Source organism: Limnobacter sp. (genome assembly GCF_043511195.1).
GTDB lineage: Bacteria > Pseudomonadota > Gammaproteobacteria > Burkholderiales > Burkholderiaceae_B > Limnobacter.
The window spans coordinates 3,281,924-3,305,567 of the sequence record NZ_CP121330.1 but is presented as its reverse complement, the minus strand read 5'-3'; the positions used below and the strand labels follow the sequence as shown (position 1 = coordinate 3,305,567).

At 53.9% G+C, this 23,644-nt stretch carries 22 protein-coding genes, 1 other RNA gene and 2 pseudogenes; 12 read left to right on the top strand and 13 right to left on the bottom strand.

The window, feature by feature from the left end:
* The 8 genes and pseudogenes from P0D43_RS15700 to P0D43_RS15665 all read left to right on the top strand — a co-directional run.
* Nucleotides 1–482 (top strand): annotated as a pseudogene (locus P0D43_RS15700) (type II and III secretion system protein family protein); the annotation flags it as partial.
* A 24-nt stretch (nt 483–506) separates the two neighbouring features.
* A complete protein-coding gene (locus tag P0D43_RS15695; RefSeq protein WP_159571951.1) occupies nt 507–1,694 on the top strand; it encodes a hypothetical protein in 1,188 nt (395 codons plus the stop codon).
* A 127-nt stretch (nt 1,695–1,821) separates the two neighbouring features.
* The gene (locus P0D43_RS15690) at nt 1,822–3,063 is read left to right on the top strand and encodes a CpaF family protein (protein WP_236550905.1); all 1,242 of its coding nucleotides are present in this window, start codon (nt 1,822–1,824) and stop codon (nt 3,061–3,063) included.
* Nucleotides 3,060–3,968, top strand: coding sequence for a type II secretion system F family protein (locus P0D43_RS15685; protein WP_341236772.1), 909 nt, complete (start codon nt 3,060–3,062; stop codon nt 3,966–3,968). Before P0D43_RS15690 ends, P0D43_RS15685 begins: the two co-directional genes overlap by 4 nt.
* A gap of 10 nt (nt 3,969–3,978) precedes the next feature.
* Complete coding sequence (locus tag P0D43_RS15680; RefSeq protein WP_341236771.1) at nt 3,979–4,932, top strand: type II secretion system F family protein; 954 nt, start codon at nt 3,979–3,981, stop codon at nt 4,930–4,932.
* Nucleotides 4,933–4,938: 6 nt separating this feature from the next.
* Entirely contained in the window at nt 4,939–5,766 is an 828-nt protein-coding gene (locus P0D43_RS15675) for a hypothetical protein (protein ID WP_341236770.1), read from the top strand.
* Nucleotides 5,763–6,065 (top strand): hypothetical protein, encoded by a 303-nt coding sequence (locus P0D43_RS15670; RefSeq protein ID WP_159571936.1) that lies wholly within the window; start codon nt 5,763–5,765, stop codon nt 6,063–6,065. Before P0D43_RS15675 ends, P0D43_RS15670 begins: the two co-directional genes overlap by 4 nt.
* An 8-nt stretch (nt 6,066–6,073) precedes the next feature.
* Nucleotides 6,074–7,057 carry an ATP-binding protein gene (locus P0D43_RS15665; protein WP_341236768.1) on the top strand — a complete coding sequence of 328 codons (984 nt, stop codon included), beginning with the start codon at nt 6,074–6,076 and terminating at the stop codon, nt 7,055–7,057.
* Here the strand turns inward: P0D43_RS15665 and P0D43_RS15660 are convergent.
* On the bottom strand, nt 7,054–8,139 hold the full coding sequence (locus P0D43_RS15660; protein WP_159571930.1) for an HD-GYP domain-containing protein: 1,086 nt from the start codon (nt 8,137–8,139) through the stop codon (nt 7,054–7,056). The genes P0D43_RS15665 and P0D43_RS15660 overlap by 4 nt on opposite strands.
* Nucleotides 8,140–8,318: 179 nt before the next feature.
* On the opposite strand from P0D43_RS15660, the gene P0D43_RS15655 reads away from it, so the two are divergent.
* Nucleotides 8,319–8,597 carry a hypothetical protein gene (locus P0D43_RS15655; RefSeq protein WP_394672918.1) on the top strand — a complete coding sequence of 93 codons (279 nt, stop codon included), beginning with the start codon at nt 8,319–8,321 and terminating at the stop codon, nt 8,595–8,597.
* On the opposite strand, the gene P0D43_RS15650 is transcribed toward P0D43_RS15655, so the two are convergent.
* Together P0D43_RS15650 and P0D43_RS15645 are read right to left on the bottom strand one after the other, a co-directional pair.
* Nucleotides 8,581–9,087, bottom strand: a complete 507-nt coding sequence (locus P0D43_RS15650) for a disulfide bond formation protein B (RefSeq protein ID WP_341236766.1) — start codon at nt 9,085–9,087, stop codon at nt 8,581–8,583. The two genes, P0D43_RS15655 and P0D43_RS15650, sit on opposite strands and share 17 nt — an antisense overlap.
* A gap of 3 nt (nt 9,088–9,090) precedes the next feature.
* Nucleotides 9,091–9,441 carry a hypothetical protein gene (locus tag P0D43_RS15645; protein ID WP_341236765.1) on the bottom strand — a complete coding sequence of 117 codons (351 nt, stop codon included), beginning with the start codon at nt 9,439–9,441 and terminating at the stop codon, nt 9,091–9,093.
* Nucleotides 9,442–9,569: 128 nt separating this feature from the next.
* Between P0D43_RS15645 and tal the strand changes: the two genes are divergently transcribed.
* Complete coding sequence (gene tal / locus P0D43_RS15640; RefSeq protein ID WP_394672906.1) at nt 9,570–10,520, top strand: transaldolase; 951 nt, start codon at nt 9,570–9,572, stop codon at nt 10,518–10,520.
* Here the strand turns inward: tal and P0D43_RS15635 are convergent.
* The 9 genes from P0D43_RS15635 to P0D43_RS15595 all read right to left on the bottom strand — a co-directional run bounded on the left by P0D43_RS15635 (nt 10,513) and on the right by P0D43_RS15595 (nt 20,263).
* On the bottom strand, nt 10,513–11,733 hold the full coding sequence (locus P0D43_RS15635; RefSeq protein ID WP_159571915.1) for a CaiB/BaiF CoA-transferase family protein: 1,221 nt from the start codon (nt 11,731–11,733) through the stop codon (nt 10,513–10,515). The two genes, tal and P0D43_RS15635, sit on opposite strands and share 8 nt — an antisense overlap.
* Nucleotides 11,734–11,744: 11 nt before the next feature.
* Nucleotides 11,745–12,380 carry a recombination mediator RecR gene (gene recR, locus P0D43_RS15630; RefSeq protein WP_394672917.1) on the bottom strand — a complete coding sequence of 212 codons (636 nt, stop codon included), beginning with the start codon at nt 12,378–12,380 and terminating at the stop codon, nt 11,745–11,747.
* Nucleotides 12,381–12,389: 9 nt separating this feature from the next.
* Entirely contained in the window at nt 12,390–12,716 is a 327-nt protein-coding gene (locus P0D43_RS15625) for a YbaB/EbfC family nucleoid-associated protein (RefSeq protein ID WP_040512993.1), read from the bottom strand.
* 22 nt (nt 12,717–12,738) lie between these two features.
* The gene (dnaX, locus tag P0D43_RS15620) at nt 12,739–14,526 is read right to left on the bottom strand and encodes a DNA polymerase III subunit gamma/tau (protein WP_394672916.1); all 1,788 of its coding nucleotides are present in this window, start codon (nt 14,524–14,526) and stop codon (nt 12,739–12,741) included.
* 35 nt (nt 14,527–14,561) lie between these two features.
* Nucleotides 14,562–14,658, bottom strand: an RNA gene (ffs, locus tag P0D43_RS15615) — signal recognition particle sRNA small type.
* A 10-nt stretch (nt 14,659–14,668) separates the two neighbouring features.
* A complete protein-coding gene (locus P0D43_RS15610; RefSeq protein WP_394672915.1) occupies nt 14,669–17,896 on the bottom strand; it encodes a UvrD-helicase domain-containing protein in 3,228 nt (1,075 codons plus the stop codon).
* On the bottom strand, nt 17,889–18,560 hold the full coding sequence (locus P0D43_RS15605; RefSeq protein ID WP_394672914.1) for a RecB family exonuclease: 672 nt from the start codon (nt 18,558–18,560) through the stop codon (nt 17,889–17,891). Before P0D43_RS15605 ends, P0D43_RS15610 begins: the two co-directional genes overlap by 8 nt.
* The gene (locus P0D43_RS15600; protein WP_394672913.1) at nt 18,493–19,536 is read right to left on the bottom strand and encodes a hypothetical protein; all 1,044 of its coding nucleotides are present in this window, start codon (nt 19,534–19,536) and stop codon (nt 18,493–18,495) included. Before P0D43_RS15600 ends, P0D43_RS15605 begins: the two co-directional genes overlap by 68 nt.
* Nucleotides 19,505–20,263 (bottom strand): hypothetical protein, encoded by a 759-nt coding sequence (locus tag P0D43_RS15595; RefSeq protein WP_394672912.1) that lies wholly within the window; start codon nt 20,261–20,263, stop codon nt 19,505–19,507. The genes P0D43_RS15600 and P0D43_RS15595 overlap by 32 nt, the downstream gene beginning before the upstream one ends.
* Before the next feature lie 298 nt (nt 20,264–20,561).
* Here P0D43_RS15595 and trxA point away from each other — a divergent pair, with 298 nt between their 5' ends.
* Nucleotides 20,562–20,891 (top strand): thioredoxin TrxA, encoded by a 330-nt coding sequence (gene trxA / locus P0D43_RS15590; protein ID WP_159571900.1) that lies wholly within the window; start codon nt 20,562–20,564, stop codon nt 20,889–20,891.
* Nucleotides 20,892–21,013: 122 nt separating this feature from the next.
* Nucleotides 21,014–22,277 (top strand): annotated as a pseudogene (rho, locus tag P0D43_RS15585) (transcription termination factor Rho).
* A gap of 895 nt (nt 22,278–23,172) precedes the next feature.
* On the opposite strand, the gene P0D43_RS15580 reads toward rho, so the two are convergent.
* The gene (locus P0D43_RS15580; protein ID WP_341236759.1) at nt 23,173–23,589 is read right to left on the bottom strand and encodes a polymorphic toxin type 44 domain-containing protein; all 417 of its coding nucleotides are present in this window, start codon (nt 23,587–23,589) and stop codon (nt 23,173–23,175) included.
* Nucleotides 23,590–23,644: the final 55 nt, after the last annotated feature.

Genomic DNA, 23,644 nt, shown 5'->3' with positions numbered 1-23,644 from the left:
TTGAGTACAAAAAGTTTGGTGTCGGTTTAAGTTTCACACCCACCATTTTGTCGAACAAAACCATTGCCTTGAAAGTATCGCCTGAAGTCAGCGATCTCGACTTTTCTCGTGGCACGTCCATTCAAGGTGTGCTGGTTCCCGCCATCTTGACTCGCCGTGCAAGTACCACCGTTGAACTGGGTGAAAACCAAAGCTTTGTGATCGGTGGCTTGATCAGCCGAAACATTATTGCCAATGCCAACCGGGTACCCTGGTTGTCTGAAATTCCGATTTTGGGCGCCTTCTTCAAAGGCAACACCTACAGCCGGGAAGACAAAGAACTACTTATCATCGTTACGCCACGATTTGTAAAACCCCGTGCAGCAGACGCGCCCGCCTTGGCCCTTCCGGGTCAAAACGTTGGCATGCGCCCACGCAGCGTGTGGAGCCAACTCTTCCTGCCCGCCGCAACAGAGCCAGTTCCTGGCTTCACCAACAATTAAAGGGAATCTGCGATGCAACAAAGCATGCCCCGAATATTGTTCATCAGTGGGTCTGACTCCAATTGGCTTTGGTTGTCAGACGCAGTGGGCGATCGTTTTATGCTGGTGCGCGAATCTGGCACTTTCAGCGAAATTACCAAACGCGTAGGCCTGGTATCACCCAGCATGGCGGTGGTGGATTACTCGCCACAGGTCGGCCTGGACGCCAGCCTGATCGTCAAGGAACTTCGAGAACTTGCACCCGACCTGCCTGTTGTGGCCATGGGCTCGAAAGACTCGACTGAAGACGTGGTCAATGCCCTGCGTTCTGGCGTAAAAGACTTTCTCAGCCTGGATTCCAGTGCAGGAGAAGTCACAAAAATTCTGACCGGCGTTGTTGAAAAAGCACCCAAACAAAGCAATGAGCGAAAAGGCTATGCCTTGGTTGTATTGGGTGGTCGCCAGGGTGTGGGTTCCACCACATTGGCAGTCAACCTGGCTGTGCAGCTGGCCAAACAAAACAAAGACAGCACTTTGCTGCTGGACTTTGGTTTGCCCTTGGGCGATGGCTTGGTGCATTTGCCAGCCGAAGACAAACAGGGCGCGATGGACTTTGTGGAATGTGTGCGCAACTTGAAACGCTTCGATGCCACCTTGGCAAAAACCGCGTTTCGCCGCAACAATGCCACCGGCGTGGCCATACTTTCACTGCCCAGAAACCTGGCCGACTTGCGTGACATTTCCGCGTCTGATGCATTGAAATTCCTGAACCTGATCAAATCCTTTTTCGAGAATATCGTGATTGATTTGTGCGGCTTCTCGAACATTGAATTTGTGGCCAGCCTGCTGCGAAGCGCTGATTCCACCATGGTGCTGACACCTCAGTCTGTACCCGGTATTGTGACCGCCGCTGAGCTGATCAAAGGTCTGAACGACAAAGGCATTGCAACCCAGACATTTGACCTGGTAGTCACGCCTTATCACAAAGACGTTGCGCTGGACGCAGAATCGATCGCCAAGAAACTGAACATTGAAACGGTACACACCCTGCCAGACCGGCGCGCACCCCTGATCAATGCCGTCAACGGCGGCCAGGTATTGTCCGCAGCCGATTCGAAAGACCCGTATGCCAAAGCAGTCGCACAACTGCTCGACAGAGTGAATGCCAACCGCAAACACCTTGACGGACAGGGCGGCCTTGCAGGCACATTCAAGAAATGGTTCAACAAATGAGTGACATCATTTTCGGCCAGGAAGCGCCGCCCCCAAGCCCTCGGAGCCTGAACACATTGAAGGCGCTGCATCCAATGCAGCCAATTCAGCCGAGGACTTGCAGTTTGCCACCGCCAAAGTCAGCGACATGGACTCTGCGGTGTTGGCCGATGTGAAAGAAATGGCCCATGAACACATTCTGGCCATCATCGAGAAGAAAGGCGCTACTTTCGCCAAAATGGACAACAGCGCCCTTGAAAAATTCATTCAAGGTGAAGTGCAAAGTCTGATTTATGGCAAGCAGATTCCACTGAACGACTCCGAAGTCACCTTCGTGGCCGACTCGCTGTACAAGGAAATTGCAGGCTTTGGCCCACTTGAAGACCTGCTGGCCGATCCCAACGTTGAAGACGTCATGATCAATGGCTTTAAAGACGTGTATGTGTCCAAAATGGGTCGCATGGAACGCGTACAGGCCCGCTTTGTCGACAATGCCCACCTACTTCGCATTGTTCGCCGCATTCTGGCACCACTGGGCCGCCGGCTTGATGAATCCAGCCCCATGGTCGATGCCCGCCTGCCCGATGGCAGCCGGATCAACGTGATTATTTCTCCACTGGCCCGCGATGGCGTGGTGGTTTCCATTCGTAAATTCAGAAGCATCCCGCTGCGTGCAGACGACCTGATGGGTTTGGGCACCTTTGATGCCCGTGTGTACGAGCTTATGCAAGAGGCCGTTCGCAAACGTTGCAACCTGGTGGTCAGTGGTGCGACATCCACCGGCAAAACCTCCATGCTGAACGTGCTGGCCGAGTTTATTCCACCCGGCGAGCGCCTGATCACCATTGAAGACACCGCAGAATTGCAATTGAACCACCACCATGTGGTTCGCCTTGAAAGCCGCCCCGGTGGCCATGAGGGCGCGGGTGCAATTTCGATTCGCGACCTGGTAAAAAACAGCTTGCGCATGCGCCCGGACCGGGTTGTGGTGGGCGAGGTACGCGGTGCCGAGGTTCTCGACATGCTGCAAGCCATGAGTACTGGTCACGATGGTTCCATGGGCACCATTCACGCCTCGACGCCACGCGATTGCCTGCACCGCCTTGAAATGCTGTCTGGCTTTGCGGGCTTCACCGGCAATGAAATGAGTTTGCGCCGACAAATTGCATCGGCACTGGACCTGATTGTACAAATCGTGCGGCTGCCGTCTGGCAAACGCCGCATTTACAGCATCACGGAAGTGGCTGGCATTGTGGACGACAATATTTTGCTGCAAGACCTGTATCGCCATGAAAGCCGACTGGGCCCGGACGGTCAGGAACTGGACAACTGGGTCCCTGTGGTGCCTTATCCCAAAAACCCGAAAATCTCGCATATTCGCCTGACATGACATTCGGACTGATCGCCGCTGCCTTGGTATTCATCTCTCTGGCCCTGCTGTTGCTGGGCCGGGGTGCTGAAGAACAAAACCGCAAACTGGCGGAAAGTCGACTTGATGTCGCGTTGAGCAAATCCAGAGACCCATTGGCGCTGGAAAAAGATCCGCTTCGCAAAAAATACATTCCACAATGGATCACCGACAGCCTGATTTCAGCGGGCCTGTCGATCGACCGCGCATTGGGCATTCGTGTGGCCATGATCACACTGATACCGGCGCTGGCTGCTTTCGTTTTCCGGGGCGCCGCAAGTGCCGTCGGTGCACTCATTCTCGCCATTCTGGGCATTGCCGCTTATGTGTTGTATCGTCAGCGCAAACGCAGGCTGCAAATGCTGAGTCAATTGCCCAACTTTCTGGATGGCGTGGTGCGTGTGAGCGCGGTGGGTTACAGCCTGACTGTGTCATTCAACACCGCACTGGAAAACGCCGAACAACCCCTGAAGGAAGCGTTGGGGCTGGCTGTTCAAATGCAATATGCCGGCCTGGAACTGGACCAAGCCATGCACCGACTGTCGCGCGTGTATGGCCTGACGGAATTCAAGCTGATTGCATCCGTTGTTGCGCTGGCACTGAACTACGGTGGCAAAAGCGATATTTTGCTGGGCCGTTTGGCGCAGTACCTGCGCGACCGTGAACAACATCATCAGGAAATGTTGGCCATGTCCTCCGAGGCTCGCATGTCGGCAGTATTCATGTGCTGCCTGACACCCGCACTGGCCGGTATTATTCTGACGCTGAACCCTGCTTACCTGGGCACCATGTGGAACGACGATACAGGCCGCATGTTGCTGTTCGTCGCGGGACTGCTGCAAATTGCAGGCGCAGCGATTATTTATCGCATGGTCAAAAGCATTTAAGGGCGCCACCATGGACATGAACACATTTTTGGCGATTGGCATTTTCCTGTTGGGGCTGGGGTTTATCGGCCTGGCCTGGAGCCTGTTGAGCCAAAGCAACCGCAAAGAAAAAGCGCTGGCCCGAATTGATGAGTACACCGAACTTCGTCGCAGGGTTCAAAGCTCCGCTGCAGTGCGCAACCAGGTGCCCACCAGTGTGCTGACCGGAAGAATCGAAAGAATTGGCCAGCAATTCAGCAAAACCAAGGCATTTACCTACTTTGTAGAAGATGAAGACAAAAAACTTCTGGGACGGGCTGGCTTTGGACGTGAAGAGGACCTTAGCCGGTTTGTATTGATCCGAATCGCACTTGGACTCCTTGGTTTGGCCATCGGGCTTTTCCTGAACTGGGATGCAGGTTTCGGGCCCATTGCGATGATTCAGGTGGTGGCGGTCACGGGCATTGGTTTCATGGCCCCCAAGTGGTACCTGAAAACCGTGGGCGAGGGTCGGGAAGCCGCTTTTGAACGTGAATTGGTGGCCGTGGTCGATGTGATGCGTTTGTTGCAGGGTGTCGGCCTGAGCGTGGACCAGTCCATCGAAGTCATGACCTCGCAACTGTATGACCTGGTACCCATTACCGGCCGCATGTTGCGTAGATCCCGGGCTCAAGTCAAGTCGGGGGTGCCATGGATTGTCATGCTCAAGCGAATGAGCAACATGTACTCCAGCGACGAATTCAAATCATTTGTGCAGGTCTTGGAGCAAATCGAGAAGTTTGGCGGCGCTGTTCAGGAACCTCTGAAACAGTTCTCAGACCGACTCGTGGAAAAAGAAAGAGCCAATGCCAAAGAAACAATGGGCAAGCTGACTGTTAAACTGACGGGTGTCATGGTGATTACCATGCTGCCAGCACTTCTGATCATGACTGGCGGCCCGGGTATCATCTCCATTATTCGTGCATTTGAACGGGTCGGGGGTTAAAGCGTGTTGAGCAGTCGTCTAATTTTGGGGCATTTAAACCGGCAACTGGCCATGTTGGCACTGCCATTCATTCTGGCCGCCTGTGCAACTCCGCAACAGGCACCCAATGCACCTGCATCGGAACCGGCAATAACACCCAGTTCGCCCAACATTGGCGCTACCAGCCCTACTCAAGACGCGCTAATTGAAGCCGAGCGCAAAGAACTTGACCGTGAAGACGAGCAAACCAGAAAAGCCCGTGCCGAACGCGAGAAAAACCTGCACCTGAAACTCGTTCAAACCATGATTGAGCAAGACAATGCCTACGCAGCCTTGGCTCATCTGGATGCTTACGACCAGAAATGGGGATCAGACAGGCAGAGCAAACAATTGCGCGCCGATTCGCTGCGCAAGACCAGTCAGTTGGACCAGGCAGAGCTGGTGTACAAATCGCTGCTCAGCGGACAAGGCCAGCAAAAAAGCGGACCAGTCTGGTACGGATTGGGCAAAGTGGCCATTGAACGCGGCGACCTGAAAACAGCCGTGATTCGCCTGGAAAAATCGATTCAGGTGGATCCATTGAACATCAATGCTTACTCGGACCTTGGTTTGGTGTACCTGTTGGAAGGGCAAAAAGAACCCGCCTACAACACGCTGATGAAAGCCAACCAACTGGCCAGCGGTGATGCAAAGATCATGGCCAACCTTGCCCTTTGGGGTTTGGTGTTTGACGATTTCAACATGGCCATGGACATCGCCGACCGGCTGCAGTGGTCAGACAACACACGCAACCAAGTGATGTCACAAGCCAATTCCATCAAAAGGCGTTTGGACGCCAAAGGAAACCCACAATGAACTCGACCACGCCCTGGATATTGGCTGCACTCTTAGGTGCAGCCCCCCTGCTCGTTAGTGCGCAAGACACAGCCAGCAACTCTCAAGGTACCTTATCCATTTCAGGCACCACCGATGCGGAAACCGGCTTGAGCACGCGCACTTGGCTAAAAGAACAAGCCGAAGGCATCAATCGGGGCGAAGTCGAAGCTTACAGCGCTGAATCAGCAGGTAAAGCGTATCGTGCTTACACCGACTCCATTGGCGCGAAAGATCAGAAAGCACCCGTGTCGCAAGTTTCAACCATCAAAACCAATTAAATTTTCAAGTGCTGCGCCTGCTGCTCAAACTGCTGTCTTTCGTCACTGGCCAACGGCTGTTGACGCCCGAGCAGGCAAAAAGCCAACAGCTTGAGCTTGACGATTTGCGAACCAAGCAAGTTGCACTGGAAACCTTGTCGAGCAAGCTACGTAGCGAACTGAAGCGCCAACAGGCTTTGGCACTTCAGCAGATCGAGAAAAACCAAGACTCACACAAACAAACAATGACTGCCCAACTGTCGGAAATAGACAGTCTGAAGGAGGCGCTCAGCCAGCTGAATCAAAGTGTCGACATCGAAACCCAGCGACAAATCAAAGAGAACAATGACTTGCTCAGCCAACTCAACTGGTTGTCTGGCACCATTGCGCACGACTTCCGGGCACCACTGCGCGCCATAGACGCCTATTCCTTTTTTCTGGCCGATGACCTGGGTGAAAATGCCCCCCCCGAAGCCAGCAAATCACTGGAGGAAATTCGCCGCAATGGCAAACGCATGGGCGTGCTGCTCGATGCCCTGATTGAATACCTGCGCTTGGGTGTTTGCCCATTGAATATCCAACTGCACGATTTGAACGACACCCTGATGCAGGTGGTGAATGAGCACTTTGACTTCTCGCCTGTGCCGATTGAAATTCAGGTTCACGGCAAGTGGCGTTTTGACAAACCCATGATGATGAAAGCCTTCAAAGAGCTGATCGACAATGCAGTGAAATTCTCCAGACCTGTGGAGTCGCCAAAAATCATCATCCGACAAAGCAGCGCCAATAATCTTGAAATTATCGACAACGGTGTGGGCTTCTCAGACACACACGGTGCCCAGAAATTTCAGCTATTTCACCGCATGCACGGCAACGATGAATTCGACGGCGAAGGCATTGGCCTGGCCACCGCTGAACGCATTGCTTCTCGCCATCACATCACCCTGAATTTGAACCGCGTGGGCAATCAAACTGTGGCCAGCCTGCAATTGCCCGAACACGGATCGAACTAAACCACCTTCGACAACAACTCCAGCAAACCCGGCAGCTTGCCCAAGTCACGCCTGGGCAGAGCATTGCGCACTTTGTTTCCGTCCGCAGAAGTGTCGACCAAAGCGGCACTGGGACCTGGCGAAGGTAAATTTCGAAACACCAAAACCACAGGGCTAATTGCGGTTTCACCCCGAATCAGGCTGCAACCAATTTGGCTACCGGTCAATTGCACCAAACTACCCGCCGGGTAAATACCCAACTCCTCGAGAATGATGGCTGTAAAGCAGCTGTACAAATGGTCCGCATGAGCAAACAAGTCTTTCACAGCCTGTTCAGCCGTGAAATTGTTGCGGTAGTCGCGCTGGGCCATTCTGGCATTAAATGAATCGCAAACACTCAACAACACCGACCCCACATTGTTGTTGGGTATCTGGTTTGGATAACCCGAACCATCCGGCAGTTCATGGTGCATGCGCACCGACTCAATCCAGATTTCATCCTTCACACCCAGCAATTTCAGCTTGTTCGCACTTTGCTCCGGGTGTTTGCGAATGGTCTCGCGCTGATCGCGCGACAAGGGCTCGGTTTGCGCCCGCAAGCGAGCTTGCAAGGTCAACATGCTGATGTTCATGGTCAACGCGGCTTTCAAATGCGAGGTAAGCTCACCGCCTGAAAACCGGTTACTGCACAAACCCACCCGAAACAGAGTCAAGGCCACCAGCATGTGGTGCATCACCGGGTAATCGTCGGCTGTGTGCCAAGCCAGGTAAGCATAGGCCAGGTCGAAATGATGAATGGCAATGTGCTTGAACCGCTCGGCAAGTTCGTCCATCACGACCACAAAGGTTTCAGGCTCTTCGTCCACCAGGGCCTTGGACAGCACCTTGTAGCAACAATCCAGCTCCTCAAACAAATCCTGTGCCTGAAGATACAGCAAGGTGGATTGGGTCAGTTCAGTTTCCAGCGCCACCAGGCTTTCACCCGCCACGCGTGTGGCAGGGTTGTAGCGTTTGCCGGAATACAAATACAAATGCTCGGGCGACAAAGACTTTCGTTGCAACAAAGGTTGCACCACCTGGGCATCTGAAATATTGATCAACATGGGGCAGACTCCTATTTGTCTTATTCATAACGTGTGAGCTGCCAAAAAAATGATCGCCCAATCGGTGGAGTCCACTTCGGGGATCTGCTGAACTGGGTCAAAAAAAGTGGTTTATTCGGAAAGTGGGGCGAAACACAAAAGTGAGATTCTTGGATCAAGTCAGATCCAGGTTCATCATCATGCAAACCATACAACTGCAAGCCACACCCAAACACGATTTTCGCTTTCCGGAAACCGTTGAGCTTCAAATGGCTGGCCCCTTACAGGGCAGTGATACCAACTTGGATGACGCACTGGCCGTAATTTTGCATGCCATCAGGCAAAGCAAAAACCCGAATGCCATGGACGCTTTGGGCACTTTGCTAGGCTATATGGAAACCCTTGAGAGAAAACAACAGGCCTGCCAAGGTACGGACACTTGGGTCACCTTGGCCAACCCGGTCACCATGAGCCTTTAACGTATTGACGATTCCGGACTGTAACCAGCAACACAAGTCCCTGCGCCAGAAAACCGAGACCGCTCCACATGGGCAGCGACAAGCCCCACAGGGGCGGATATGCCTCGGTGCACAACCCATCTGCAATAAACATATCGGGCCAGTACTGCACCCAAGGCAAGGCATTCAAAGTGTTTTGAAGTGGATCCACCCCGCAGGTTTGAGCCGGATTGGACAACACCCACACATGGTAAAAAGCCACACCTGCACCTGCTAAAAAGCCGAGCAACGTCAACACCACAAATACCTTGGACCACACGCTTTGACGACTGCTCAAGCCGATACCCAAGAAGCCCAATGCGGTTGCAAGATAGGCATAACGCTGAATAATGCACAGCGGACAGGGAAACCATTCCTTGCTGATTTGAAAGAACAGTGCGGCAGCTAACGCGCCCAAGCTGATAAACAGACCAAGGCTGGCCCAAGGCCGTGCGGAAGAATATTGCATCATTTATTACTTGCTTTGAACCCAATCTTGGGTTGATTGAAAAATGGTACTCATGGCTGACAAATAGCGCTGGGTTTCTTCGCCCAGCGGGTTGTGTTCCATGCAGAGAAATACAAATCTGAGTTTTTTAAATCCAATGGTGCCGGCAGCACCAGCACTTCGATGTGCCATGGACTTGAAAGCTTTTTCTTCCATCGCAAAGGGATCAAAACCTGGTACGAACCAGATCTCACGGGTTTCTTCAAAAAACTCTTGAGAAAATTCCTGCAGCATTTCAAGCCCCAGTTCATTTTCAAGACGTCCCCATTGATCAGAATCAATCAAGGGCTGTTGTTCAAGTTCTTGTTCAGAATACATGGCGGGTACTCATTGTTTGTTGTGTTTTTTTTAATTCCTACCCAAAGGATACTATTTCATTCATCAAACAAACGCCTTAAACGCCTATACTGAATCGTACTTCGTTGAATTTTCACTACCATCAAGACATGAGCAACGCATTAGAACAACTGAAACAAGTCACCACCGTAGTGGCTGACACAGGCGATTTTCAGGCCATTGCAGCCTTTTTGCCCCAAGACGCCACCACCAACCCCTCATTGATTTTAAAGGCAGTACAAAAACCGCAGTACATGCCTTTGCTGGAACAAATCAAGATCAAATATGGCCATGAGCCTTTGGAACTACAAACCGACCGGCTGTTGGTGGCTTTCGGCACTGAAATCCTGAAAATCATTCCAGGCCGGGTTTCCACTGAAGTGGATGCGCGGCTCAGCTTCGACACCGAGGCCACCATTTCCCGCGCCAAGCGAATTGTGTCGCTTTACAAAACGGAAGGCATTGACACCGAAAAACGGGTGTTGATCAAGATTGCATCCACGTGGGAAGGCATTCAGGCAGCAAAAGCACTGGAAGCCGAAGGCATTCACTGCAACCTGACTTTGCTGTTTTCACCCATTCAAGCTCACGCCTGTGCGCAAGCCGGTGTCCAACTGATTTCACCGTTTGTGGGCCGAATTTACGACTGGTACAAAAAGTCCGCAGGCAACACCTGGGACGAAGCGGCCAATGCGGGGGTGAACGACCCGGGTGTGCAATCGGTGCGCCGCATATACGCCTATTACAAGCAAAATGGAATTCGCACCGAAGTGATGGGCGCAAGCTTTCGCAACGCGGGGCAAATCAAGGCACTGGCGGGTTGCGACCTGCTGACCATCAGCCCCGAACTGCTGGCCGAGTTGAAAGCCGATGAAGTGGCATTGAAAGTGGACTTGAACACCGAATGGGCACTTGCCCAAGCACGGGAAACCTTCCCGAACGGTGAAACCGCATTTCGCTTTGAACTGAATGCCGACGCCATGGGTACAGAAAAACTGGCCGAAGGCATTCGTGCATTTGTGAAAGATTCAATGACGCTGGATGAGTTGCTACTTAAATAACGCCGTCATCCACCATCCGCTGAATGTCTTCAGCTGAATACCCAAGGTCAGCCAACACCTGCGCATTGTGCTCCCCAAGCTTGGGCCCAAGCCAACGGGTTTGCCCCGGCGTGGCGCTGAGCTTGGGCACAATGCCGGGCACCTTCAGGGTACGGTCCTCGCCAAAGGCATGTTCTTCGATCATGCCGCGTGCCGCAAATTGCGGATCATGCACAATGTCTTCGATGCTGTAAATTTTGCTGGCAGGCACATCGGCTTTTTCGAGTACATCCAGTGCCTCGTCAATGCTGCGTTCCTTGCACCATTGTGCAATTGTGTCGTCGATTAACTCGGTGTGGCGCACCCGGCCATCGTTGCTGGCCATGTCTGGGTTTTCAGCAAAATCGCTTCGGCCCATGGCCAGCATCAAGCGCTTGAAAATGGCATCGCCATTGCCGCCAATCACAATAAAACCACCGCAACCACAGGTGTACGTGTTCGAAGGCACAATGCCCGGCAAGCTGGCACCCGAACGTTTGCGCACCACGCCCGCGAAATCGTATTCCGGCAACAGGCTTTCCATCATGTTGAACACTGACTCATACAAAGCCACATCCACCACTTGGCCCTTGCCTGTTTTGTGGCGGTGCTGCAAAGCCATCAAGGCACCAATGACCGCATGCAAACCTGCCAGGGAATCGCCAATTGAAATACCCACACGCACAGGCGGGCGGTCGGTGTCTCCACTCAAAAAACGCATGCCCCCAATCGATTCCGCAATGGCACCAAAACCCGGGCGATCTTTGTAGGGGCCTGTTTGCCCATAGCCACTTAGGCGCACCACAATCAGGGCAGGATTCATGGCCTGAAGTTGCTCAGGGCTTAAGCCCCATTTTTCAAGTTGACCGGGGCGAAAATTCTCCACCAGCATGTCGGCACTTTCAATCAACTTGCGCAACACAGCAAGCCCTTCTTCGGCTTTTAAATTCAGCGTAATTGATTTTTTGTTGCGGGCCTGAACAGCCCACCACAATGAATTGCCCTCGTGGAGAACACGCCATTTGCGTATGGGGTCCCCACTTCCGGGCGTTTCAACCTTGATGACTTCCGCGCCAAACTCGCCGAGCATTCTGCTGGCAAAAGGGCCTGCAATCAAGGACCCCAATTCAAGCACACGAATACCAGTCAACGGGCCGTTTTGTGCAGTTTCAGAATTGCTGTGTTGGTCGGTCATGGAGATCAGCGTCAGTCGGAGTCAGTGCCCAACTGGCGGCGGTCCAACAGGGCCCGTGCCACAGTGCTGGGGTCGGTGTATTCAAGTTCGCCCCCAATGGGCACGCCACGGGCAAGGCGGCTCACCTTCAATGCCATGCGGCGAATGCGATCGGTGAGAAATACAGCCGTGGCCTCGCCTTCGTTGGTGAAGTTGGTGGCCAAAATCACTTCTTTCACTTCGCTGTCGTCCAGGCGCTGGCTCAGCTTGGGCCAATCCAGCGACTCAGGGCGCACACCATCGAGCGGCGAAGCGCGCCCCATGAGCACGTAGTAGTAACCACGGTAAGTTTGAGTGGCCTCAATGGCTGCCAAATCGGCAGGTGTTTCAACCACGCACAGCAAGCCGGGGTTGCGGCGCGTGTCGCTGCAAATACTGCACACATCAGCATGGCAAAAGTTGTTGCACATGCTGCAGTGGCGAATTTCCGCCACCGCCTTCAACAACGATTCACCCAAAGCCGTGGCGGCCTGGCGATCGTTTTGCAACAAATGAAAAGCCAGGCGTTGCGCCGACTTTGGCCCCACACCGGGCAAGCGCTTAAGCGCCTGCACCAGATCAACCAAGGGGTCGAGGCCATCGAAGGCGTCACACGCGGAACGGCTCATGGGTGATAATTAAAATGGCATTTTGAAGCCAGGAGGCATGGGGAAGCCCGCCGTGACTGAAGACATTTTCTCAGTCATGGTTGCTTCGGCTTTGCGCACGGCGTCGTTAAACGCGGCGGCCACCAGGTCTTCCAGCATGTCTTTGTCTTCGCCCAACAGCGAGGGGTCAATGGTAATGCGCTTGCAATCGTGCTTGCAGGTCATCACCACTTTCACCATGCCACCACCGGATTGGCCTTCCACTTCCAAAGCACCAATCTCGGCCTGCATCTTGGCCATTTTTTCCTGCATTTGCTGGGCTTGTTTCATCAAGCCGGCCAGTTGGCCTTTCATCATGTTCATATTGAATTCTCTCCTGTCAAATATCGGCTGGGCCTGTGTTGCTCAGCGTGCGTTCTGAACCTGAGACCACCGTTGCGCCCATCAAGTTCTGTATGTCTTTCAAAAACGGATCTTCCTGCAAAGCCTGTTTCGCGCCTTCCAGGGCCTGCCTGCGGGTTTCACTTTGCACCGCATGCGCAGTTTGCTGCGCTTCGCCGAACTGCATTTGTAAACGCACGGTGCTGCCATAGTACTGACCAAGCGCAGCTTCAAGCCGGGTCACCATGCTTGGTTCAGTGTATGCCTTGATGGCGGTGCGCAACACAATTTGCAGCACATCGCCGTCGCGATTGGCTTCGACCAGCTCGGCCTGCACCAGCGCTTGGCGGGTCAAGCCCTTAGCTGGCACTTCCTGAGAAACTTGTGGCCAGTTGGCCGCACTGGGCAAATCACCACTGGCCGATTGTGCATGCACAGCTGGCAGCGTTGGCGCTGGTGCGGCTGGCTTCGCCTGGGCCACCGGCAAATCATCGGCAGTGTCCCAAGGCGGTGACTCATCAAAATTATCAGGCAACGAAGGCGTGGGTGCAGGCGGCGGTGCTGGCCGAGTGGCCAACGGAACAGCTTGCGGCACTTCAGCCTTGACCGGCTGAACAGGCACACTCGCTTTGGGTGCTACCGGTGCGAACGCTTTTGCCGACGCTGGGGCTGCACTGCCCGCCACGGCCACTTGCCCACCCGGCTTGAAAGCCAGCATGCGCACCAAGGCCATGGAAAAACCAATTGCTTCCTCGGGGGCCAAATGCAATTCAGCGCGGGCGTGGGTGGCAATTTGGTAAATCAATTGCAGGTCTTCTGCACCGAAAGCACCTTGCAGGTTTTGCAGGGCTGCTTGGTCGGGGTCGTCTGCATCGAGCCCACCCGCAAAATGCGCCACTGAAAGGCGATAGGCAATGGCAGCCAGTTCATCCAGAATGGCACCAAACGGCGCACTCGCGGTGGCCAAGGCATTGCTCAATTCCAGCAGGGCTTTGCCATCGCCCTGTGCCAGGGCTTGCAGCAACTGGTGCACCACTTGCTGGTCCACTGCGCCCAGCATGGTTCGCACGGTTTCTTCACCCACATGGCCTGCGCTGTAGGCAATGGCCTGGTCAGTCAGCGAAAGTGCATCGCGCACACTGCCACGGGCGGCTTTGGCCAACAGGCGCAAGGCACCAGGCTCAAAGGCAATTTGTTCTTCGGTCAGAATGTGCGCCAGGTGGTCGGCCAACTGATCAGGCGGCAATTGGCGCAAAGCGAACTGCAGGCAACGCGACAACACGGTGGCCGGGATTTTTTGCGGATCGGTGGTGGCCAAAATAAACAGCACATGGCCCGGCGGTTCTTCGAGCGTTTTCAGCATGGCATTGAAGGCGCTGGTGGACAGCATGTGCACCTCGTCAATGACATACACCTTGTAGCGGCCCGCAGTGGGTGCATACATGGCGTTTTCCAGCAGTGCACGCATTTCATCCACGCGCGTGTTGGTGGCCGCATCCACTTCCAGCAAATCGACAAAGCGCCCCTGGCTGATTTCAACGCAGGCCTGGCATTTGCCACAAGGCGTACGGCTGATGCCTTGTTCGCAGTTCACGGCACGCGCCAGAATTCGGGCGATGGTGGTCTTACCCACCCCGCGGGTGCCGGTGAACAAATAAGCGTGATGCAGGCGTTGATTGTCTAGCGCATGGGAAAGCGCTTTGACCACATGGGCTTGACCCACCAGCGAATCAAAGTCTCGCGGTCGCCATTTTCGAGCCAAAGCCTGGGAAACTGTTTGATTCATTCAGATTGGGTCCAAGAGTTGGGTCCAACAAAGTAAGAGGCGAGCCAGAACCCCGGCACTGACTTCACGGTTGTGGCTGCTTCCTTCCGGACCTGACCAAGTTGGCCGCTACGCCATGCGGGGAGGCCCGCCAAACTGAATTCTACACCGAAGTCAGCCAGTGAACTTCGCCGTGCCGGTCAATCAGTGCAGCTTGTGTGGGGGCTGGCTTGGCACCCTTGTTCAGGGTTTGATCAACTAAACCCACGTATTCAAGCACTTGTTGGGTGTAGCCCGGCAAATTGCCGGGGTTGACCGCCCATTTGTAATCCAGAACCAGAAATCGATCGGGCAACTCAAGCACCCGGTCGGCCCGCAAAGCGCGCCCATCGCCCAGCACCCATTCCAGTTCATTGAACACGCGGTTGTTGCTGGCACCCGCAGCATGTAACCACGACTGCAGATCAGCTTTGTTCACCAACTGGCGGCAAGCCTGTTGCACATCCTGCACTTCATCGTGCTGCAAGGGTTTGAACACCGCCTCGCAACGCACTTGCACCTTTGCCCACCAGTCGCCGAACTCCACAACAGCCAGCTCATCGACCCACTCCAGCGCTGCGTGCCAAGCGGTGCCCTTGCGTAACTCGGGCGTTGTAAGGCGTGGCACCACCTTGCCCACCGGCGTACTCAGGGCCTTCAGCACCGGAAACTGCGGGCGAACCCACGTTGCAGGTGGATCGAACAAACCAGTTAGTTCAATTTGAGCAGGACCATGCGCGGGCGACTTCGGCTGCGGCCAGGTGTCGTGCACGCGCGTGGCAAAAGGCAGCAGGCGCTCATACCACCCCTTGGTGGCACCGCGCTTGTCGCTGCCACTTAAGTGAATGGAGAACCGCGCGCGCGTTAGTGCCACGTACAACAAATGGTCTTCTTCATCGGCATAGGCCTGTTGTTCTATGGCTTGCGCAGCGGCCCTGCCGGGGCTGGGGCTGCTCAAATTGCCCATCACAGTGACCGAGTTGGGATGAGATTCACCCAAAGCCCAATCAATGAGCAAACCCGCATTGCTGCCGCCCGGCCTGGGCGAGGAATTCGCGTCGAACAACCACACATGATCTGCCTCCAAACCTTTGGCAGAATGCACAGTCATGATGCGCAGTACATCGGGGTTGTTCGCTGCGCCTTCGCTGTCTGAACTGGCATAGTTCCGCAGTTTTACAGCCTCATCAAATGCCTGCTGCACACTCGGAAAACGCCCTTTGTTCAAACCCAGCGCCCAGGCTTTCAGCCAATCCCAATGCTCGGCCATCATGACCCGCTGTCGGGGCGAAGCCGAATTCAAGTACTTTTCTGAAGCGTGTGTATCGGCCACCACCTTTGACAAGGTTTCGAACAAGGGCAAGGCACGCGCCATGTTCAACCAATTTGACAGTTGCGCATGCAGGGTCACCCATGGTTGCTCGTTTTGCTGGGCCAGGGTTTCAAGCGTGGCCCAAACAGTGTTGGCTTGCGTGGTTTTTCCCGCCTGAATCAATGCCTGAAACTGGGCTGAAGAAAGCCCGATCAGCGGACAACGCAGCAATTCCAACACATGCAAATTGACATGTGGATCATTCAAAAATCCCAATAGCGCAATCGTGTCCAGCCACACTTGCGAGGTGTAACGCTCACCCTTGTCTTTGATGGTGTAAGCCAGACCCGCTTCACGCAAAGCAGCCATCAGGGGCACACCACTTTTGTGGGCGCGCACCAGCACCATCACCTCACTTAAATTGTTGATGCTGCCATTGTCCAGCCATTGCTGCAGGGTTTGCACCACACGCTTCGCTTCATCGGGGCCGCCGTCTTCTTTCAGCAATTTGGGGTAAATGTTCAAACCACTTAGCGACGAATCACTTGCCCCAGCCAAACTAGCATGGGTACGAAAGGCTGTTTGGCCACGGGTTTGCCCCGGCTCAAACACAGTATTAACCACGTCAACCACCGCCTGCGCGCAACGCCGCGTGGTATCCGACTCGAGTGTTTTGGCTGCAAAGTTTTCAACCAGCCAAGTGCGAGCGTGGTTGAACAAACGCGCCTCTGCACGGCGAAAGCGGTAAATCGATTGCTTGGGGTCGCCCACAAAAAACACACTGGGTTTGTCATCGCCACTGTAATCTTGCAACCACAGCTTCAGAATATTCCACTGCACGGGATTGGTGTCTTGAAACTCGTCCACCAACAAATGACGAACGCGCGTGTCCAGTTTTTGTTGCATGTAGGCACGCTGCTCATCATTCATCAACATGGCCAATGCGGTGGCTTCAAGGTCATCGAAATCACACAAGCCCTGTTCCAGCTTGATCAACTTGTAGGTTTCAAAAAGCGGCTCGATCAATTGCGCCAATGCGGCTGTGGCCTGCATGTCGAGCTGGTCTTTTTCCAGCTGCAAGGCCTGCACGGTTTGCAGCGCCAAATCCTCCAGCGTTTGCACATATTCGGTGTCAACCACGCCGGCTTTCAACTGCCCGGCTGTGGGTTTGCTGAACGCTTTGCTGGGCTCATTTTTTGCGGTCAAACACACCGCTTTCAACTGCTCAAATGCGCTGGCAGCGTCGCCACCTTCCCGCAATTCAGTCAGCGCCTTTTCTATTTCCACAGCATTGCCCTGCTGCTTGGCTGTGCCCAAAGCCAGCCAGCGGGCGGCGGTGTTCCATTGCGCAAGGTAATGCTGGTTTTTCAAAACCTGCAGTGGCCAATCGTCACCCTCATCGATTCCAAACACGGTATTCAAGGGTGGCGCAACATTGTTGTGCAACCAAAGGCTGCAGGCCACGCGATTGGTCAACGCATGTTGCAGCACCTGACGCACCACGGCGCGGTCCATTTGCGAGACCAAGGTATCGAAGGCGGGAAGCAAATCCGATTGTTGGTTCAGCAAGTTGACGGTGAACACATCAATGGCCTGGTCCATCCAGAACAGGGTTTGATCTGTGGGCTCGCTTTGCCGTGAAAAACCGCTGGCCAGCGGCGCCATTTGGCACAGCGATGCAAACCAGCCATGAAAGGTGTCTATGGTGACACCGCGGGAGTTGGTCAGCACTTCGCCTGCCAGCGCACGCGCTTTTTTCAGGTTGGCTTCAGTTGCGGGTGCACCGCGTTCAATCAACAAGGCGCTCAGTTTGTCGTCACTGAACAAGGCGCATTCACGCAACAAGTCAAACAGGCGCTCTTGCATTTCCTGTGCAGCTTTGCGGGTAAAGGTAATTGCCAGAATCTGATCTGGCCGCGCACCCTCGAGCAACAAGCGAAACAGGCGCGCGGTGAGTAACCAGGTTTTGCCACTGCCCGCACAGGCTTCAACCACAACACTGTTGGCGGGGTTACAGGCAGTGGCGGTGAAATTACTCATCTTCACCCTCCTCGCCCGCATCGCCACCATTGAATGCAGGGTGTGTTTCCGGCCGGCACACGCTGCGCACTGCGCAATATTCACAGGCATCGCCAGGGTTGGCCTGCCACACTGCCTGGCCTTCAAAAAATGAATTCAATTCCTGTGAAAGTTCACTGAGCAGCACATCGCCCCAGGATTCAAAACCTTGCTCTCGGTATTCATCGCTCAATGGCGGAAAACTGACCCAATCCACCTTGTCTTTGTGCAATCCCAAAAAATCGAGTTGCGCGCCCGGCTTATTCAACATGGCTTGGTAGGCGGGCAATTGCGGCTGGCTCAAGGGATCTGCCAACCGTTTTTTCAACACGGCAGGGTTGGTGAATTTGATGTCGGAAATGGCCAGTGAATCACCCCGCATGTCGAGCCTGTCGACTCGACCTTTCAACGCAAGCGACGCGCCACCTGGTTGAAGAACCAGCTTGTGCTCTACCTTCTGCTCGGCCCCCTTGAATTGCCAGCCCTGAATTTGACGTTCCATCAACTTGCCGGCAAGGCGCGGAACAATTTGATCAAAAAATTTCAGGAAGGGATAAACAGTGGCCTGCTGCGCCAACTCAAGGTTGTTCCAGACCAAGCGGGCCTGATCCAGCAAAGTTTGCTTCCAGGCCTGCAACTGGTTCACTGGCTGCCCTGGCAACACTATGTGTTTGCGCCGTTTTTTCCAACACTTTGTGCACAAAAATACCGCGCAATTGTTCATAGCGCATGGCAGCCTCTTCGCGTTGCTGCGGCCAAGGCAGCGCATGCTTTAAACCAAAACGCAGGCGACAAGCGGCCCAATCGTCCAATGCGGTTACGCGGATTGAATCGGGCAGTGATCCCGCATTGCCCAAGGCCGTAATTTGCAGGGCCTGTTCCGGTTGTCTTTGCACTTCAATTTCAAGGTTGGCAGGTGTGCGGTGCCAGCTGCTCGACCAGTGTTGTTCAACACTGGCGCAATCGCGCAACACAATGTCAAGCCAAGTCAATTCGGGCAACAACATTTCAGGTTTGCCAGCCACCTGTGCACTGTGCAACAGGGTCACTTCGCTGCTGTGCAAAAGCAGTTCATAAAGCGCGGAAATTTTTTGAATGCGGGCCAGGCGTGGCCCTGGAAAACCCAGTTCCTGTGCCACGGCGGGTGGCAACAAACCAGGCGGACTTTCCTGAAAATGCGACTGCGCACAGCCCAACACCAACACGCGCTGAAATGGCCGCATGCGTGTACTCAGCAGCGGCACCATGCGCACCGGGCTTTCAATGTCGAGTGGGCGGAAACGCTGCGATTCGGCCCAACTGCGCCAGGCGGCCAAAAACTCCTTCGCATCAAATTCGGTTTCAGCAGGCACCTGTTGCATCAGGCCCAACACGGTCAGCAACTGCTGCCCTGCTTCATCGGGCTGCAATGCAAGGTCAAGGCCGTGTTTTTCAAACAAGGCTGCGAAAGCTGCAGCCCACTGCGCCAAGGTGTATTGGCTACCCGATTTGCCGAAAGCCCAGGGTTCCAAATGCTCAAGTGGCAGGCCGGTAAAGGGTTGGGTAACCGCCGTTAACTGCCCATGCTCAACAAATTGCTGCAACAGGTGGTCAAACCAGCCTGCCACGTTCGAGGTGGACAAACGCCAACCCGTGCGGGTCGTCCACCAACACGCCAACATCGGCCAACAAACCCACCATGCGGCGCGCAGCCAATCGATCAAGCACGGCCACAGCTATTTCAGTGGTGGGGTCGGCGCGCAACCATTCCAGAATTTGATGGGCTGCTTGCTGAGCTTGCGTGGTTTCATCGGGCGCAACTTGTAACACCACCGGGTTGGGTTTTTCAGCAAAGCGACTGGCGCCCAAGGCTTGCCAGGGTTGGGGACCTTCAATGGCGGGCAATTTGAACACCTGCACCGGCACCCCTGGGTAAAACAACTCAAGCCAAAGGCCCGGCACGGTCTCGCCGTCGTCGAACCACACCACTTGAAGTGGCTGCCTGCCCATGGGCTCTGCCGGCTTGGGCAATAAATCCATCAATTCTGCTTGATAGGTTAGGGCCAGTGTGGCCACCACTTGCGCCTCTTCCCAGGCAAAAGTGTTGTGCTCTGCGTACTCGGCCAGCGCGTTTGTGTTGCGTTTTTGCACCAACACCTGTCGCAAGGCCAACTCCAGGTATTCCTGCGCCAAACCCCACAACTGCGAGGGCGATGAACCACCGCCCAACAAGGGCAATTCGCGCAATACCCCACCAAATCGGCCTGCAAGGCCAACCACGGGCCCATGGCAGCGGGCTGGCTTAAACGGTCTGCTGTTTGCACCCAGGGCCCCAGTGCGGCAAGGCCGGCGTGGTGCTGCGCCCAACACCGTTTAAAGCTGCCCACCGTTTCAATACGGGGCATGACCCACAATACTTGCTGGGCATCCAGTTCCGATTGGGCCAGCCAATCGAATGCAAGCCTGAATGGTGTGGCTTGAAAAGGGTCAATGGAAATGATGTGTTGGGTCAAAACGCGTGTTTGGTTTGTGTTTCAGTTCGATTTCGCTGTACCATTCAGAATAGCATTTTCTTAAATGAAGAACTTTCATGGTCTGCGCGTGTGCTTTAATCACCCGGACACGCTTTGTGAACACCCCCAAAGCAATTACCCACTTGAGGATTTAAATGAGCAGTGACCTGATCAAACACGTCAGTGACGCATCTTTCGACAGCGATGTTTTGAGTACCGACGGCCCCGTGCTGGTGGATTACTGGGCTGAATGGTGTGGTCCTTGCAAAATGATTGCGCCCATTCTTGATGACCTGTCTTCGGAATACCAGGGCAAGTTGCAAATCGCCAAGCTGAATGTGGACGAGAATTCAGAAACACCCGCCAAATACGGCATTCGCGGCATTCCAACCTTGATGTTGTTCAAGAATGGTGCAGTGGTAGCCACGAAAGTAGGCGCCTTGTCCAAATCCCAGTTGGCCGCTTTCATCGACAGTCACCTGTAATACAATATTGTTTAAACCGCCCGGCGTGTGCCGGGCTTGAAAACCCCTCACCGCAGCAAAACTCCCACCCTTTGTCAACCTGTTTACCTCGCGGCGTTCGCCACCTACACAAATAGCCAAACATGTATCTATCTGAACTAAAAACGCAACACGTCTCTGCCCTGCTTGAAGTGGCTGGTGGCCTTGAAATTGAAAACGCCAACCGCATGCGCAAACAGGAATTGATGTTCGCCATTCTGAAAAAACGCGCCAAAAACGGCGAGCAAATTTTCGGCGACGGCGTGCTAGAAGTGCTGCCTGACGGCTTCGGCTTCCTGCGCTCACCTGAAACATCTTACCTGGCCAGCCCGGACGACATTTATATTTCGCCCAGCCAGATTCGCCGCTTCAACCTGCACACTGGTGACAGCATTGAAGGCGAGGTTCGCACCCCCAAAGACGGCGAACGTTACTTTGCGCTGGTGAAAGTGGACAAGGTCAACGGCGAAGCGCCCGAGGCCAGCAAGCACAAAATTCTGTTTGAAAACCTGACTCCATTGCACCCGAACCAGCCCCTGAAGCTGGAACGCGACATGCGGGCGAGGAAAACAACACTGGCCGTATCATCGACCTGGTGGCGCCAATCGGAAAAGGCCAGCGTGGCCTGCTGGTGGCACCGCCCAATTCGGGTAAAACAGTCATGTTGCAGCACATTGCACATGCCATTACCGCCAACCACCCCGACATCACTTTGATCGTTTTGGCTGATCGACGAGCGTCCCGAAGAAGTAACAGAAATGATGCGCTCAGTGCGCGGCGAAGTAATTGCCTCGACATTCGATGAACCAGCAACCCGCCACGTGCAGGTTGCGGAAATGGGTGATCGAGAAGGCCAAACGCTTGGTTGAACACAAGCGCGACGTGGTCATTTTGCTCGTACTCGATTACACGCCTGGCCCGTGCGTACAACACCGTGGTACCTTCTTCCGGCAAGGTATTGACCGGTGGTGTAGACGCCAACGCCCTGCACCGCCCCAAGCGTTTTCTTCGGGCGCTGCCCGTAACATTGAGGAAGGTGGTTCACTGACCATCATCGCCACTGCACTGGTTGACACCGGCAGCCGCATGGATGAAGTGATTTACGAAGAATTCAAGGGCACCGGCAACATGGAAATTCACATGGAACGCCGCATGGCGGAAAACGTGTTTACCCAGCCATCAACATCAACCGTTCTTCCACACGTCGCGAAGAACTGCTGATCAAGCCCGATTTGCTGCAAAAGAATTTGGGTGTTGCGCCGCTTGCTGAGCACGACATGGACGAAATCGCTGCAATGGAATTCTTGATGGAACAAGATTCGCCAGACCAAGAACAACGCAGAGTTTTTCGAGATGATGAAGAAGTAATCCGCTTTGAAGTGAGGCGAGGTGAGGTGTTGTCACCTCGCCAACTTATTCACTAACATCTGGATATTTTGGATAATCCAAAATCGTCCAAACGACCAGACCTGACTTGACCGCACAATGTTGCTGTTGGTACCCCCATGTCCCCCTCCAAATGTGTTCATCGAAATGAAAATGGCGATACGCAGCAAAGCGTGTTGCGCATTCTTTCACTTCCGACTTATTGTGGGTTTTACAATCAGGTCAGAAACAAAGGTCCTTGGAATTTCAAGCACAAAAGGCCCTCAGTATGCCGACTTTGGTAGAACTTCCATTACGCGCGCAATCGGTTATGCATTGGTATACCTGAGCACACGTTGCTAAGAGCGGGCTGAGCTGGGCTCAAAGTAGAGCGCGAGGAACGACCATCACCTCAATCTCCTGTGGGTGATTGGACTGACGATGGCGCCGTGCTATGGCGACGACCCAAGAGATCAGATACAGATTCTTCAACTGGAATCGACTTCGCTATAACGAAAAGGATACTGAGGATGAAATACTTGACGTATTTAGACCGGATTCTTTGCCAATCTGGTCGCGCTGCCTAACACCCACGCCCCGCGTCAGGGCTGAATTGTGATGAGCAGCTGTTTCTAGCAACTCAGGCAAAAACTCGGAATAGTAATCTTGCAGCCACAATGTAGAGTGAAACCCAGCGAAGGTGCGACCACCGACTTGACGTGTACCGCGTGCAGGCGGTCAACGTCAAGTCGGTGGTCGCACCTTCGCTGGGTTTCACTCCATGTGGCTGCAAGATTACTTTCCGAGTTTGCTGTGCTTGAAAGCCTCATCAATTCGGAGGGCGTGGGTTGGCAGCCGACAATTGCAAAGAAGGTCAAATACGTCAAGTATTTCATCCTCAGTATCCTTTTCGTTTAGCGAAGTCGATTCCGTTGAGAATCTGTATTTGATCTCTTGGGTCGTCGCCATACGGCGCATCGTCAGTCCAATCACCAAAGGAATTGAGTGTGGTTCCCGCTCTACTTTGAGCCCAGCCAGCCGCTCTTAGCAACACTTGCTCAGGTATACCAATTGCATAACCGATTGCGCCGTAATGGAAGTTACCAAAGTCGGCATACTGAGGGCCTTTTTGCTTGAAATCCCAAGGACCTTTGTTTCTGACCTGATTGTAAAACCACAATAAGTCGGAAGGTGAAAGAATTGCGCCAACACGCTTTGCTGCGTATCGCATATTCATTTCGATGAACACATTTGGAGGGGGACAGGGGGTACCAACAGCAACATTGTCGGTCAAGCAGGTCTGGTCGTTGGACATTTTGGATTATCCAAAATACCAGATGTTATTGAATAAGTTGGCGAGGTGACAAACC